At 74.9% G+C, this 13616-nt stretch carries 14 protein-coding genes; 8 read left to right on the top strand and 6 right to left on the bottom strand.

The window, feature by feature from the left end; all coding sequences use genetic code 11:
- The first annotated feature begins 119 nt into the window (after positions 1-119).
- Positions 120-1484 (top strand): FAD-dependent oxidoreductase, encoded by a 1365-nt coding sequence (locus tag AB2U05_RS36380; protein ID WP_369185684.1) that lies wholly within the window; start codon positions 120-122, stop codon positions 1482-1484.
- A gap of 82 nt (positions 1485-1566) precedes the next feature.
- On the opposite strand, the gene AB2U05_RS36375 is transcribed toward AB2U05_RS36380, so the two are convergent.
- The gene (locus AB2U05_RS36375) at positions 1567-2184 is read right to left on the bottom strand and encodes a TetR-like C-terminal domain-containing protein (protein ID WP_369185683.1); all 618 of its coding nucleotides are present in this window, start codon (positions 2182-2184) and stop codon (positions 1567-1569) included.
- Positions 2185-2442: 258 nt separating this feature from the next.
- Here AB2U05_RS36375 and AB2U05_RS36370 point away from each other — a divergent pair, with 258 nt between their 5' ends.
- Positions 2443-2667, top strand: a complete 225-nt coding sequence (locus AB2U05_RS36370) for a hypothetical protein (protein WP_045701337.1) — start codon at positions 2443-2445, stop codon at positions 2665-2667.
- Between the two features lie 51 nt (positions 2668-2718).
- Here the strand turns inward: AB2U05_RS36370 and AB2U05_RS36365 are convergent, their stop codons facing one another.
- Positions 2719-3300, bottom strand: coding sequence for a hypothetical protein (locus tag AB2U05_RS36365; protein ID WP_369185682.1), 582 nt, complete (start codon positions 3298-3300; stop codon positions 2719-2721).
- Between the two features lie 77 nt (positions 3301-3377).
- The gene (locus tag AB2U05_RS36360) at positions 3378-3764 is read right to left on the bottom strand and encodes a nuclear transport factor 2 family protein (protein ID WP_045701339.1); all 387 of its coding nucleotides are present in this window, start codon (positions 3762-3764) and stop codon (positions 3378-3380) included.
- Between the two features lie 231 nt (positions 3765-3995).
- Between AB2U05_RS36360 and AB2U05_RS36355 the strand changes: the two genes are divergently transcribed.
- The 4 genes from AB2U05_RS36355 to AB2U05_RS36340 all read left to right on the top strand — a co-directional run bounded on the left by AB2U05_RS36355 (position 3996) and on the right by AB2U05_RS36340 (position 8164).
- Positions 3996-5525 carry an MFS transporter gene (locus AB2U05_RS36355; protein WP_045701341.1) on the top strand — a complete coding sequence of 510 codons (1530 nt, stop codon included), beginning with the start codon at positions 3996-3998 and terminating at the stop codon, positions 5523-5525.
- 156 nt (positions 5526-5681) lie between these two features.
- Positions 5682-6071, top strand: coding sequence for an SCO5389 family protein (locus AB2U05_RS36350; protein ID WP_045701343.1), 390 nt, complete (start codon positions 5682-5684; stop codon positions 6069-6071).
- A 168-nt stretch (positions 6072-6239) separates the two neighbouring features.
- Complete coding sequence (locus tag AB2U05_RS36345; RefSeq protein WP_369185681.1) at positions 6240-7289, top strand: LLM class flavin-dependent oxidoreductase; 1050 nt, start codon at positions 6240-6242, stop codon at positions 7287-7289.
- 131 nt (positions 7290-7420) lie between these two features.
- Complete coding sequence (locus tag AB2U05_RS36340; protein ID WP_052707609.1) at positions 7421-8164, top strand: hypothetical protein; 744 nt, start codon at positions 7421-7423, stop codon at positions 8162-8164.
- 61 nt (positions 8165-8225) lie between these two features.
- Here the strand turns inward: AB2U05_RS36340 and AB2U05_RS36335 are convergent, their stop codons facing one another.
- From AB2U05_RS36335 to AB2U05_RS36325, 3 genes are read right to left on the bottom strand one after another with little or no spacing between them, the layout of a single operon-like run.
- The gene (locus AB2U05_RS36335; RefSeq protein WP_369186059.1) at positions 8226-8936 is read right to left on the bottom strand and encodes an FAD:protein FMN transferase; all 711 of its coding nucleotides are present in this window, start codon (positions 8934-8936) and stop codon (positions 8226-8228) included.
- A 35-nt stretch (positions 8937-8971) separates the two neighbouring features.
- Positions 8972-9472: an FMN-binding protein gene (locus tag AB2U05_RS36330; protein WP_369185680.1), complete on the bottom strand. Its 501-nt coding sequence runs from the start codon at positions 9470-9472 to the stop codon at positions 8972-8974.
- Positions 9473-9517: 45 nt separating this feature from the next.
- Complete coding sequence (locus tag AB2U05_RS36325; RefSeq protein ID WP_369186058.1) at positions 9518-10816, bottom strand: ferric reductase-like transmembrane domain-containing protein; 1299 nt, start codon at positions 10814-10816, stop codon at positions 9518-9520.
- A 283-nt stretch (positions 10817-11099) separates the two neighbouring features.
- Here AB2U05_RS36325 and AB2U05_RS36320 point away from each other — a divergent pair, with 283 nt between their 5' ends.
- Together AB2U05_RS36320 and AB2U05_RS36315 are read left to right on the top strand one after the other, a co-directional pair.
- Entirely contained in the window at positions 11100-11816 is a 717-nt protein-coding gene (locus AB2U05_RS36320; protein WP_369185679.1) for a response regulator transcription factor, read from the top strand.
- A 53-nt stretch (positions 11817-11869) separates the two neighbouring features.
- Positions 11870-13387: an ATP-binding protein gene (locus tag AB2U05_RS36315; RefSeq protein ID WP_369186057.1), complete on the top strand. Its 1518-nt coding sequence runs from the start codon at positions 11870-11872 to the stop codon at positions 13385-13387.
- Positions 13388-13616 lie beyond the last annotated feature (229 nt).

The following is a 13616-nucleotide window of genomic DNA, read 5'->3' as shown; positions in this document are numbered from 1 at the left end:
GCCATAGCTCTGCTCTATGGCCCCATAGACCGGCGCCGACTACACCCCCGCCAGCGGGCCGGATTGGCTGCACAGGTATAGTCCAGAAACCGTTGCGCCTGCCCGGAGGACCTTCCACCATGCACCGCCCGATCAGGGTCGCGATCGTCGGAGCCGGCCCTGCCGGCGTCTACGCCGCCGACGCCCTGCTGAAGTCCGACGCCGCCCAGACCCCCGGGGTCTCGATCGACCTGTTCGAGCGGATGCCCGCGCCCTTCGGCCTGATCAGATACGGCGTCGCGCCCGACCACCCGCGGATCAAGGGCATCGTGACGGCCCTGCACCAGGTGATGGACAAGCCGCAGGTCCGCCTGTTCGGCAACGTCGACTACCCGAACGACCTCGCGCTGGACGACCTGCACCGGTTCTACGACGCCGTGGTCTTCTCCACCGGCGCGATGGCCGACCGCGCGCTCGGCATCCCCGGCATCGAGCTCGACGGCTCGTACGGCGCCGCCGACTTCGTCTCCTGGTACGACGGCCACCCGGACGTGCCGCGCACCTGGCCGCTGGAGGCCGAGAAGGTCGCCGTCCTCGGCGTCGGCAACGTCGCCCTGGACATCGCCCGCATCCTCGCCAAGACCGCCGACGAGCTGCTGCCCACCGAGATCCCGCCGAACGTGTACGACGGCCTCAAGGCGAACCGCGCCGTCGAGGTGCACGTGTTCGGCCGCCGGGGCCCGGCGCAGGCCAAGTTCAGCCCGATGGAGCTGCGCGAGCTGGACCACTCGCCGAACATCGAGGTCATCGTCAACCCCGAGGACATCGACTACGACGAGGGCTCGATAGCCGAGCGCCGCGCCGTCAAGCACGTCGACCTGGTCGCCTCGACCATCGAGAACTGGGCGATCCGCGACGTCGGCGACCGCCCGCACCGGGTCTACCTGCACTTCTTCGAGTCCCCGACCGAGGTCCTGGGCGAGGACGGCCGGGTCGTCGGCCTGCGCACCGAGCGCACCGAGCTGGACGGCACCGGCAACGTGCGCGGCACCGGCCGGTTCACCGACTGGGACGTCCAGTCGGTGTACCGCGCGGTCGGCTACTACTCGGACGAGCTGCCCAAGCTGCCCTTCGACCCGGTCTCCGGCACCGTCCCGCACGAGGCCGGCCGCGTCCTGGACGGCGACGGCTCGCACCGCACCGCCACGTACGTCACCGGCTGGATCAAGCGCGGCCCGGTCGGCCTGATCGGCCACACCAAGGGCGACGCCAACGAGACCGTCGCCTGCCTGCTGGAGGACCACGGCGCGGGCCGGCTGCCCGGCGCCGTCGAGCCCGACCCGGCCGCCGTCGAGGAGCACCTGCGCGCCCAGGGCGTCCGCTACACCACCTGGGACGGCTGGAAGCAGCTCGACGCGCACGAGCGGGCGCTCGGCGCGGCCGAGCAGCGCGAGCGGGTCAAGGTCGTCGAGCGCGAGGACATGCTCCGCCACAGCGGGGCCTGATCACGGCGTACCCAGGGCCCGGCCCGTCCTTTCGGGGACGGACCGGGCCCTCGGCCTGTCGCCGCCGACACGGCGACGGCGGTCAGGGGCGGACGACGGGCAGCAGCACCTCGTCGACGATCGCGGCCGGGTCGATCCGCTCGGCGTCGCCGCCGCACATCTTGATCCGGTACAGCATCAGCGCCGGCACGACGTCCGTCACCAGCGGGGTCACCGAGCCGGGCCGCACCTCGCCCCGGGCGGCGCCGCGCGCCAGCACCTCGCCGACCAGGGCGGTGGTGGGCTCGACGACCCGCTCCAGCACGATCGCCAGGAAGACGTGCGCCCGCTGGTGGTCCAGTTCCGACATGATCGCCCGCACGGCGGCGCCCACCTCGCTGACCATCGCGGTGCGCAGCCGGGCGACCACCTCCAGCAGGTCGCCGCGCAGGCTGCCGGTGTCGGGCGCCGGGCCGGACTGCGGCAGGCTGGCGCGCAGCGCGTCCTGCACCAGCGCCTCCTTGCTCGACCAGCGGCGGTAGAGGGCGGCCTTGCCGGTCTGCGCGGCGGCGGCGACGCCCTCCATGGTCAGCCGGGCGTAGCCGTCGGTGGTGAGCTGCCGGACGACCGCCTCGAAGATGGCGCTCTCCAGCGCCTCGCCGCGCCGCCGCAGCGGAGCGGCGCTCGCCGGTCCGCGCACGGTGCCGGTCTCTGCGGTCATCACTGCGCGCCTCCTCGGGTCCCGCCTGTTCGACACTCCCCCATCTGCCCCGGTTGCACCGGAGCACTCCCGATGTTAGTAAACGAACCCGTCGTGCCCCAGTCACGCGGCCCGTCCGGCCCGGACCGGGGCGGACTCGCCCGGCGGCCGGGGCGCACGCCGGCGCGCGGCCATTCGACCGGGCCCGGTCCGGTGGCCGGTCGGGGCGGCACGGGTTTGCATGGGGTGACCGCGCCCCTGCGATCCGGAGGTCGAGCCGTGTACGAGATGTGGGCCGAGCACGACCCGGCGGTGTCCCCGCCGGCCGTGGTGTGGCACGTGATGGCGAAGGACGACGCGAGCGCGTCGCTGTGCGGGCGGCTCCTCGAGCCGTCGCAGCGGGTGGTGCCCGCGATGGACGGCGAGGCCCCGGCGGCGCCGGACCGCTACTGCGATCCCTGCCTGCTGACCGTCCGCGAGGCGCTGGCGGCCACCGGGCAGTGACGGCCGGGTCGGCCCCGGCGACCCGGCCGGCCCCGGCCGGTCAGTGGCCGGTCAGTGGCCGCCGCGCGGCGGCTCGCAGCCGGTGCCGTCCGGGTAGCCGGCGAAGGACTCCACGGTGGTAGCGCCGCTGCCCATCGTGCCGCTCAGGCAGAGCCGGCCGTCGCCGGCGGTGAAGGCGACGCCGGCCGCGCCGAGTTCCTGGACGTCCACCCGGCCCGCCGGGTAGCCGAGGCCGGTGAGCAGGCCGCGGGTGCCTTCCTTGGTGAAGTCGTGGCGGGCGCGCAGCGGTTCGAGCGCGCCCTTCACCCGCTGGGCGGCCGCCAGGCCGTCGCAGCGGCTCTGGCCGTGCAGCGGGATCGGGACCTTGAAGCCGTGGTTCTCGGCGTAGTGGTCGCCGGGCGCCGCCGAGGCCGAGACCTCGACCTTGAGCGTGATGTTCGGGGTCGGCCCGGGGGTCTCACCGGGGCACGGGAAGTCCGCCGGGACGGTCGGTACGGCCGCGGTCGCGGCCCTGCTCGGCGGCTTCAGGGCGCCGGGCGCCGCCGTGGTGCTGCCGCAGCCCGCCGCCAGCAGGGCCAGGAGGGCCGCCGCAGGAATCGTCAGGCGCCCCCGCCCGGGATGGTTCGTCCTCATCCCGCGATCATGGCCCGGCTCCGCGCCGGGCGTCATGAGTATCCGTACTCAGACGCCCGGAACCGCCGGTCCGGCCGTCAGCGGCCGAGGGCGCGGGCGATCGGCAGGGTGTCGGAGGTCTGGCGCAGCCGGACGATCCTGCCGTCGCGCAGGGTGAAGAAGTGCGCGAAGCGGGACTCCACCGGCTCGCCGCCGGTCGTGACGCCGACGTAGCGGCCGAGCACGATCACCTCGTCACCGGTCTCGAAGTACGCGTCGCCGAGGCAGCGGAACTCGCGGAAGTCCGCGAGGAACGGGAAGAAGTCGGCGATGATCCGGTCCAGGCCTTCGTACACCCCGCCCCGGGGGAAGCCCTCCGCCACGTCCCACCGGGCCTCCTGGGCGACCACGGAGCGGATCACGTCCAGATCGCCCTTGGCGTCGTAGAAGCGGCGGACGGTGTCGATCTGCGGGGAGTCGGACATGGTGGGTGCTTCCTCTCGGTGACTGAGCGGACGAGCGACGCGCGGCCATGACGCTGCGCCGACGAGAGTACTCCCCACCGTGACGATCGGCTGCGGGAGTTGCGGGACGCGGCCGGTTTTCCGGAAGTCGCCGAATGTCCGTGATGACCGGTTGTGCTCGGTATGTCCGGAGGACTACCGTCTCTCTTAGTGAACGTTTCCGTTCCCTCCCACGTCCTTGGGGAACCCGCCATGGTCACCTCCCGAACCCTGGCCCAGACTCCGCCCGCGCAGGCCCGACGCGGCCAGCACCCGGGGATAGCCCTCACCGTGATCGCGGCCACCCAGTTGATGGTCGTCCTGGACATCACGATCGTGAACATCGCCCTGCCGCACATCCAGCAGGCGCTGAAGTTCAACACCACCGACCTGTCCTGGGTCATCAACGCCTACACCCTGACCTTCGGCGGGCTGTTGCTGCTCGGCGGGCGGGCGGGCGACATCCTGGGCCGGCGGCGGGTGTTCGTCGTCGGCGTGCTGGTCTTCAGCCTCGCCTCGCTGCTCGGCGGCGTCGCGCAGTCCTCGGCCTGGCTGCTGGCCGCCCGCGCCCTCCAGGGCCTGGGCGGGGCGATCGCCTCGCCGACCGCGCTGGCGCTGATCGCGACGAACTTCAAGGAGGGCCCGGAGCGCAACCGGGCCTTCGGCGTGTTCTCGGCCGTCGCCGGCGCGGGCGGCGCCATCGGGCTGCTGCTCGGCGGCATGCTCACGTCCTGGCTGTCCTGGCGGTGGGTGTTCTTCGTCAACGTGCCCATCGGCATCGCGATCGCGCTGCTGGCGCCGCTGTACATCAACGAGTCCGAGCGGCACCCCGGCCGGTTCGACCTCACCGGCGCGTTCACCGCGACGGCGGGCATGGTCTCGCTGGTCTACGGCTTCATCCGGGCCTCCGAGCACGGCTGGACGGACTCCGTCACCCTGCTCGCCTTCAGCCTGGCGGCCGTCCTGCTGGCCGCGTTCCTGGCCAACGAGCGGCGGGTGGCACAGCCGATCACGCCGCTGCACCTGTTCCGCGACCGCAACCGCTCCGGCGCGTACGCGCTGATGCTGTGCGTGGCGGCGGCGATGTTCAGCATCTTCTTCTTCATCACCCTGTTCGTGCAGGAGATCCTCGGCTTCAGCCCGCTGCGGGCCGGCTTCGCCTTCCTGCCGATCAGCGTCGCGATCATCGCCTCGGCCCAGTTCGCCGCCCGCAACCAACTGCGATGGGGCGCCAAGCCGTTCCTGGTCGCCGGTTCGCTGCTGGTGGCCGGCGGGGTGTTCTGGGCGACGCGGATCGACCTCGGCACCAGCTACGTCGGCGGCATCCTGGGCCCGACGCTGCTGTTCGGCTTCGGCATGGGCTCGATCTTCGTCCCGGTGATGCTCACCGCCGTCTCCCACGTCGCCCCGCACGAGACCGGCGCGGCCACCGGCATGCTCAACACCACCCAGCAGGTGGGCGGTTCGCTCGGCCTGTCGATCCTGGTCACGGTCTACGGCACGGCCAGCCGCGACGAGGCCCGCCGGCAGGTCGGCGCGTTCCTGCGCCAGGCCACCCCCCAGCAGGCCGCCGACTTCAGGGCGAGCGGCAGGCTCCCGGCCCCGTACTCCTCCCAGGTCCTGGTGCACGGCATCGCCGACGCGTTCCAGCTGGGCCTGGTGTTCGCGGCCCTGGCGGTGGTGATCGCCGTCTTCGTGATCAAGGTGAGGAAGGTCGCCGGCGTTCCGGAGCAGGCGGACTGACACCGGCCCGGCGGCCCGTTCGGGGGCGGAGCTTGACAAGGGGTCAGGGGTTTCGCGAGAGTCCTTCTTGCAATGGTTTTCATCTTCGATAACCGAACGGCGCCGCGTGCGCCCCGGGGCTCGACCGCGCTCCCGCACCCCCGAAAGAGGACTCCCATGTCGCTCGACGTCTCCCCCGCCCTCCTCGCCCAGGCCGCCGAGGGGCAGGTCGACCACGCCGACTTCGTCGGCACCGTCCGGGCCTCGCTGCCGTACGCCTACCGCGTGGTCGCCGGGCTCAAGGCCGAACTGGACGCCGGGGACGCCGAGTTCGCCACCGACAACACCACGCCCGACGACGAGCAGCGCGGCCAGCTGCTGCGGGCGCTGGCGAGCAACGCGATCCGGGGCAGCCTGGAGGAGCACTTCGACGTGAAGCTCGCGTTCGTCAACTGCCACCGGGTCGGCGCGTTCCGGCCGGGCTCCGAGGGCGGGGCGGCGTACCGCGAGTTCACCTCGCTGCACAACCAGATCCGCAACCAGAGCCCGGAGCTGCGCAGCTGCTGAAACGGGCCCGGTGCGGCGGTTTCGTGACGCCGAATTGCACCGCGTTGCGCGGGGGTGTCCGGATCGCGCGCCGATCTTGTGGCGGCGCCGTACGGCTCGTACGTTCGACGGGCACCCCCTGGCCCGGGCCGTCCGGGCCCGGGCCACACCCCTGCGGAGCCGCCGACCATGCCGCCTTCCCCCCGCCCGCTGCGCCAGCTGGGCTTCCTCACCATCGGGACCTTCGACGCGGCCGACCCGCGCCGGGGCCACGAAGCCACCCTCGACCTCATCACGCTCGGCGAGCAGCTCGGCTTCGACAGCGCCTGGCTGCGCCACCGCCACCTGCAGCACGGCATCTCGTCCCCGGTCGCCGTGCTGGCCGCCGCCTCCCAGCGGACCAGCCGCATCCGGCTCGGCACCGCCGTCACCCCGCTCGGCTGGGAGAACCCGCTGCGGCTGGCCGAGGACCTCGGCACCGTCGACGTGCTCTCCGGCGGCCGGTTGGAGCCCGGCTTCAGCGTCGGCCCGCCCGTGCACTGGGAGCAGGTGCGCGGCGCGCTCTACCCGGACAGCGCCGAGCAGGAGGACTTCGGCCGGGCCCGGGCCGAGCGCTTCCTGGCGCTGGTGCGCGGCGAGTACGCCTCGTCGTTCGAGGGCACCGAGGGCATCGAGGTGTACTCGCGCCGCGTCCAGCCGCACTCCCCCGGGCTCGCCGACCGGCTCTGGTACGGCGCCGGCAGCCGGAGCTCCGCGACCTGGGCCGGCGAGCAGGGGCTGAACCTGCTCACCAGCAGCGTGGTCAAGGCGGTGGAGGGCGAGCCGCTGGACTTCGCCGAGCTCCAGGCCGAGCTGATCCGCACCTTCCGCCGCCACCACCCGGCCGGCGAGCGGGCCCGGGTCTCGCAGGGCCTGGTCGTCATCCCCACCGACAGCGCCACGCCCGAACAGCGCGCCCGCTACGAGGCCTACGCGCTCTCCCGCACCCCGCGCACGCTCGCCCCGCAGGGCCCGAACCGGCTGCTGTTCGCACCGGACCTGGTCGGCGGCTCGGAGGAGCTGGCGGAGCGACTGCGGGCGCACGCGGGCTTCCGGGAGGTGGACGAGGTGGCCATCGCGCTGCCGTTCACCTTCGAGCACCGGGACTACGTGCAGATCCTCACCGACCTGGCGACCCGGCTCGGCCCCGCGCTCGGCTGGCGGCCGGCATCCGGTGCGGCCGGGGCCGGCCAGGGGTGATCCGTCCGTTGCGACGTCGGGTCAACTCCGTGACGATCTCTCCTCGTTGAGCCGCAACCGAACGACACGCGGCCGCGTCCACCCGGATACGAACGGCCGACCGGCCGTCCACACGGGGGGACAACACCGACATGGCGATCCACGATGCGGCGCCCGTACCACCGCGGCCCGCGCTCCAGGCCTGCCCGAGCTGCGGGCTCACCGACCGGGCCCGCGGCGTCCCGGCCGTCCACCTCGCCGAGCGGCAGCAGGTGACCGTCCGGACCAGGGGCGAGCACGGCCACACCGAGACCCGCGAGCTCGTCTCCGCCCTCGGCCGGGCGCTCGCGCCCGCGCCGCCGCGCGGCAGCGTCCTCGGCCGGACCTTCGGCGTCCTGGGCGTGCTGACCGGGATGGGGGCCGCGTTCACCTTCATCGAGCGCTCGGTGGAGCGCGACTCGTCCGACGTCGCGAAGACGGACTTCTCGCCGCCGGCCTGGGCCACCCACGGGAACGGGCTCCCGACCGGCCACGTCGTGTTCGGGCCGAACGGGGAGCTGATCCGCCCCGACGATGCCCCGGCCCCGCAGGCCGTCCACCTCGCCGAGGCGCACGACGGGCTCGTGCCGGTGTGGGTGTCCGTGCTGCTCGTGGTCGCCGCGGTGGCGCTGCTCGCAGCCGCCGTCGCGCTGCACGTGGCCCGCCGGCGGCGGCTGGCCGGGCAGCCGGCGGCCGAGCGGCTGTGGCGGCAGGCCTGGTACTGCGACCGCTGCGGCTGCGCGTACTTCCCGCCGACTGCCGGGCAGGGCGCGGGCGCGCTGGACCTGGCGGAGTTCCGCAGGGCGGTCTGGACGGCCGGCGGGTACGGGGACCTGGCGGACCGCTACCTGGCCTGACTCGTACGGGAGTCGCCCGGGTGCGCCGGTCCCGCCGAGCGGGGTCGGCGGGACCGCGGTCTCAGGCGGCGGCCGGGCCGGGGAAGCCCGGAGTGGTGCGGCGCTCGCCGGTGGGGAGGATGGCGAGGGCTTCCAGGCCGGGGCGGGCGGCGATCCAGGCGAGCGCGCGGTCGGGACCCATCGCGAACGCGGCCGTCGCGTAGGCGTCGGTGTCGGCGATCCGGGAGCCGACCAGGGTGAGCGAGGCCAGGCCGGTGGCCGGGCGGCCGGTGCGCGGGTCGTGGATGTGGGTGCCGCGCTCGGCGGTGCCGGAGGTGGCGACCGCGAGGTCGTGGCCGGTGAGGACGGTGGCCAGGGCGCCCGGGCGCAGCGGGTCCGCGACGCCGACCCGCCAGGGGCCGCCCACGGTCTGCACGTCCCCGCCGCCGCTGACGCAGTGCTGGACCGAGCCCGCCGCCCGCAGCTCCCGGGAGGCCTCCTCCACGGCCCAGCCCTTCACCCAGCCGCTCGGGTCGAGCCGGCCGGCGGGGTGGTCGGTGAAGTGGCCGCCGGTCTCCTCGGCCACCCGGCGGCACTGGCGCAGCACCTCGGCGACCTCCGGGTCGCAGGCGTCGAGCGCGAGCTCGCCGCGGCCGAGCCGGCTGACCTGGCTGTCGGGCCGGTAGGGGGAGAAGACCGCGTCGATGCGGTGCAGCCGGGCGGTGATCCGCTCCAGCGCGGCGGCCGTGCCGGGGCCCGGGTCGCGCACGGCGAAGGAGAACACCGTGCCCATCACGTGCTCGGTGTGCCGCAGCGGCTGCGCGGCGCTCACGCGTGCGCCTTGTCGAGGGCGCTCTGCAGCGAGCGGGTGTAGCCGTCGCTGGTGTAGCTGGCGCCGGAGACGACGTCGATGTCGGCGCTCTGGGCGGCGATCGCCTCCTGGTTGAGCTGCGGGAGGGCGTAGCCGCTGATCGAACGGTCCCGGCCGCTGTCGTTGGGGTAGCGCAGCACGTCGATCCGGGTGATCCGGGCGCCGGCCAGGGTGACCCTGACCTGCACCGGGCCGTACCGGGTGTCGGCCGCGTCGCCGGTGATGCTGCGGGTGGCGGTGGCCGGGGCGGCGCTGCTCGGGGCGGCTCCGCTGCTCGGGCCGGCTGCGGCGCTCGGGCCGGCGGTGCTCGCCGTGGACGGGGGTTCGGCGGCGGCCGCGCCCGGGTCGGAACTGATCGGCCGGGTGGCGGCGCCGCCCTGGCCCGTGTGGGGCTTCAGCGACAGCAACAGCACGACCCCGGCCGTGGTGGCCGCTGCGGTGACGACGGCTCTGCGCACTTCGTACTCCTCGACGCGGATGAAGGGGATGACGGACGGCGGGGTTCAGAACACGAAGGACTCGTGGTGGATCCGGGAGCGCGGCACCCCCGCCGCCCGCAGTGCCCGGACGGCCTCGGCGGTCATCGCCTCCGACCCGCACAGGTAGACCTCGTGCCGCGCGAGGTCCGGCACCAGCCGGGCCAGGGCCTCCCCCAGGTCGCCCACCTGCGCCCGGGAGCCGACCAGCCGGTGCACCCGGGCGCCCCGCCCGGCCGCCACGGCTGCCAGCTCCCGCTCGAACAGCAGGTCCTCGGGCCGCCGGACGCGCTGGACCAGGGTCAGCTCGCCGGGCAGCGTCTCGAACAGCGCCCGCAGCGGGGTGATCCCGACGCCGCCGGCCAGCAGCAGCACCTTCCGCTTGCGCTGCAGCCGCCCGGTGAACGCCCCGTACGGGCCCTCGGCGCGCACCCGGGTGCCGGGCCGCAGCCGGGCGACGGCGGCGCTGTGCCCGCCCACGGCCTTGACGGTGAACCGGAGGAACCGCGGGTGCGGCGGCGCGGACAGCGAGTACGGGTGGGCGGCCCAGCGCAGGCCGGGCGCCTGGAACTGGAGGCGGAAGAACTGCCCGGCCCGCGCGCCCAGTTCGTCCAGCCGCTCGCCGGTGAGGTACACCGAGACCACGCCCGGCGCTTCCTCCCGCACCTCGGCGACCCGCAGCCGGTGCCGCCGGTCGCGCAGGGCGGGCACCGCCAGCCGGTACCAGCCGATCAGCAGGGCCGTGCCGCCGTACAGCAGGTACCAGAGCGCGAGGCCGGGGCCGTCGCCGAGGTCGGCCCCGGTGCTCAGCTGGTGGCCGAAGGCGAGCGCGACGGCCAGGTAGGTGGCCAGGTGGGCGTAGTACCAGGTCTCGTAGCTCAGCCGGCGGCGGGCAGCCCGGGCGGAGACCGCGCCGGTGCCGAGCAGCAGCAGGGTGCCGGCCGTCGCCTTGAGCATGTCCGGGTAGTGGAGGACGATCTCCACGCCCTCGCCGACCACCCCGCGCCCGTCGGTCAGCGCGTAGCCCCAGACGATCGTCAGCACGTGCGCCGTCACCAGGCCGACCAGCCAGCGGCCGCCGAACGCGTGCCAGCGGGCCAGCCGGTCCGCGCCGACCTCGCGTTCCAGCAGCGGGATCCGGGCCATCAGGAGCAGCAGCACGGGCGCCGCGTACCCGGCCAGCAGGCCGGTGATCCGGCCCGCCCCGGTGAGCCAGCCGGCCGCGCCGGCCACCCCGGCGGTGTCACGCCACCACGGCAGCAGCACCCCGAGCGCACCGAGGACGATCAGCGCGAGCACGGCGGCGGGCACCGGGCGCACCGGCAGCCCGCGCCCGGCCGTGCCCCGAGTGGGCCGGCCGGCGCGGCGGTCCTCGCTGACGGTGGTCGTCACGGGCGGCTCCCCTCGTTCGAACGGTGTGCGATCACCTTGGCACCGGAAGCTCTGAGTTCCCTCTGAGTCGGAGCCCGCCCTCACCGTCCGCACGGACGTCCGCCCAGGTCAGGGCGGGTGCGGCGGACCGGGCGGTGGCTGCGGATCTCACGGCTTTCTCATCGCGACCTGCCAGAATCGGCAGCGGAACGACCGCTCTCACCGCCTCCGGAGCCGTATGGACCGCAGCACCGACCGGCAGGAACCCTGGCGCATCCTCGTCGTCGACGACGAACCGGACCTCGTCGACGTGCTCTGCAGCACCCTGCGCTACGAGGGCTGGCAGGCCCGCGCCGCCACCGCCGGGCTCGCCGCCGTCGCGGCCGCCGCCGAGTGGCGGCCGCACGCGGTGGTCCTCGACATGATGCTGCCGGACATCGACGGCATGGAGGTGCTGCGCCGCATCCACCTCGACCGGCCGGAGGTCCGGGTGCTGTTCCTCACCGCGCGGGACGCCGTCGAGGACCGGATCGCCGGCCTCGCCGCCGGGGGCGACGACTACGTCACCAAGCCGTTCAGCCTGGCCGAGGTGGCGGTCCGGCTGCGCAGCCTGCTGCGCCGCACCCCCGCCGCCGCCCCGGTCGGCCCCCCGCCGGGCGCGCTGGTGCTCGGCGACCTCATGCTCGACGAGCGGGCCCGCGAGGTCACCCGGGGCGGCGAGGTGGTCGAGCTGAGCCCGACCGAGTACGCGCTGCTGCACTACCTGCTGCGGCACCCGAGGCAGGTGCTCAGCAAGGCGCAGATCCTGAACGCGGTCTGGTCGTACGACTTCGGCGGCCGGGCGCACGTGGTGGAGCTGTACATCAGCTACCTGCGGCGAAAGCTCGACGCCGGGCGGGCGCCGATGGTCCACACCGTGCGCGGCGCCGGGTACCTGATCAAGGCCGCGCCTTGAGGGGGCCCGGGCGGCCCGGGTGGTTCGGCAGCCGGGCGGGCCGGGCCGGCCGGGTGGGCCGCCGCTTCGGCCGCCGGCCCCGGACGCTGCGCGCCCGGCTGATCGCCGGCGTGCTCGCGCTGCTGCTGCTCACCTGCGGCGGGGTCAGCCTGGCCACCGCCGAACTGCTGCGGCACTTCCTGGTCGGCCGGCTGGACCAGCAGCTCGCGCAGGCCGGCGCCCGGTACGCCGCCAGCCTTGAGCACGCCGCGGGTGCCCCCGGTACGGGGATCCCCGCCCCCGGCCGACCCGACGCCGGCGCGGACACCCGCGCCCAGGCCCCCGGCACCTTCGGCGCCCGGCTCCTCGACGGCCGGGTCACCGCCGCGGGCGTGGTCGACGGCGACGCCGACGACGCCGAGGTGGCCTCCGGCGACCGGCCCGCCGACACCGACGACAAGGTCGCCCTGACCGCCGTCGACGGCCGGCACCTGGCCGCGCTGCCGCCGGACGGCTCCGCCCACGGCGTCCGGCTCTCCGCCCTCGGCGGCTACCGGGTCCGGGCGGCGGCCGGCCGGGACGGCGACGTCCTGGTCACCGGCCTGCCCACCGGCCCGGTGGACGCGACCGTACACAAGCTCGTGATGGTCGAACTGCTGGTGTTCGGGGTGGCGCTGGCCGCCACCGGCATCGCCGGCACGCTGTGGGTGCGGCTGTCGCTGCGCCCGCTGGAGCGCGTCGCCGGCACCGCCGAACGGGTCAGCGCGCTCTCCCTGGCCAGCGGCGCGGTCGCGCTCTCCGAACGGGTGCCGGACGAGGACCCGCGCACCGAGGTCGGCCGGGTCGGCTCGGCGTTCAACCGGATGCTCGGGCACGTCGAGGACGCCCTGGCGCAGCGCCATCTCGTCGAGGAACGGCTGCGCGGCTTCGCCGCCGACGCCGGCCACGAGCTGCGCACCCCGCTGGCCACCGTGCGCGGCCACGCCGAACTGGCGCTGCGCCACCCCGGCCCGGTGCCGCCGGAGGTCCGGCACTCGCTGGGCCGGATCGAGGCGGAGTCCCGCCGGCTGGGCGCGATCGTCGAGGACCTGCTGCTGCTCGCCCGGCTGGACGCCGGGCGCCCGCTCGCCGACGACGAGGTCGACCTCACCAGACTCGCCCTGGACGGCGCCGCGGACGCCCGCGCGTCCGCCCCCGGCCACCGCTGGCGGCTCGACCTGCCCGAGGAACCGGTGATCGTGCGTGGCGACGCCGACCGGCTGCGCCAGGTGGTGGCCAACCTGCTGGCGAACGCCGCCGCCCACACCCCCGAGGGCACCGAGGTGACGCTCCGGCTCACCCCGGACGGCCCCTGGATCGCGCTCGGCGTCACCGACACCGGGCCCGGCATCGAGCCGCGGCTCGCCGAGCGGGTCTTCGAGCGCTTCGTCCGCGGCGACCCGGCCCGCTCCCGCACCCGCTCCGCCGGGAGCACCGGCCTGGGCCTGGCCATCGTGCGGGCCGTGGTCGACGCGCACGGCGGCTCCGTCCGACTGGCCAGCCGACCGGGGCGGACGGAGTTCACCGCTTTGCTGCCCGCCGGGCGCGACTAAATCCTTTCTTTTGCGTCACCGGCCCGACCGCCGCGCCCCCGTGCCGCCTTCTCGCCGTTTCCGGAATCTACGCGCGCGCATTTCCCGGGATGAATGAGGTCCGCATTCGCGCGGCTCTCGATCGAGAACCGGAGTCCTCCGGCCGCGAAGCGCCGCACTTGACAATCCGGCGCCAACTCCGGCCCGGTTCGGGCGAATTGTCCGGCGCCGCCCGCCGGCGGGCCGCGGC

Source organism: Streptomyces sp. Y1, from assembly GCF_041053115.1.
Lineage (GTDB): Bacteria > Actinomycetota > Actinomycetes > Streptomycetales > Streptomycetaceae > Kitasatospora > Kitasatospora rubellomurina.
The sequence above is the reverse complement of the archived record's forward strand: the minus strand, read 5'-3'. Positions and strand labels throughout refer to the sequence as shown.

Coding starts and splice junctions, on each gene's coding strand:
- AB2U05_RS36380 (WP_369185684.1), top strand. CDS start 120: ATGCACCGCCCGATCAGGGTCGCGATCGTCGGAGCCGGCCCTGCCGGC.
- AB2U05_RS36375 (WP_369185683.1), bottom strand. CDS start 2,184: ATGACCGCAGAGACCGGCACCGTGCGCGGACCGGCGAGCGCCGCTCCG.
- AB2U05_RS36365 (WP_369185682.1), bottom strand. CDS start 3,300: ATGAGGACGAACCATCCCGGGCGGGGGCGCCTGACGATTCCTGCGGCG.
- AB2U05_RS36360 (WP_045701339.1), bottom strand. CDS start 3,764: ATGTCCGACTCCCCGCAGATCGACACCGTCCGCCGCTTCTACGACGCC.
- AB2U05_RS36355 (WP_045701341.1), top strand. CDS start 3,996: ATGGTCACCTCCCGAACCCTGGCCCAGACTCCGCCCGCGCAGGCCCGA.
- AB2U05_RS36350 (WP_045701343.1), top strand. CDS start 5,682: ATGTCGCTCGACGTCTCCCCCGCCCTCCTCGCCCAGGCCGCCGAGGGG.
- AB2U05_RS36345 (WP_369185681.1), top strand. CDS start 6,240: ATGCCGCCTTCCCCCCGCCCGCTGCGCCAGCTGGGCTTCCTCACCATC.
- AB2U05_RS36340 (WP_052707609.1), top strand. CDS start 7,421: ATGGCGATCCACGATGCGGCGCCCGTACCACCGCGGCCCGCGCTCCAG.
- AB2U05_RS36335 (WP_369186059.1), bottom strand. CDS start 8,936: ATGGGCACGGTGTTCTCCTTCGCCGTGCGCGACCCGGGCCCCGGCACG.
- AB2U05_RS36320 (WP_369185679.1), top strand. CDS start 11,100: ATGGACCGCAGCACCGACCGGCAGGAACCCTGGCGCATCCTCGTCGTC.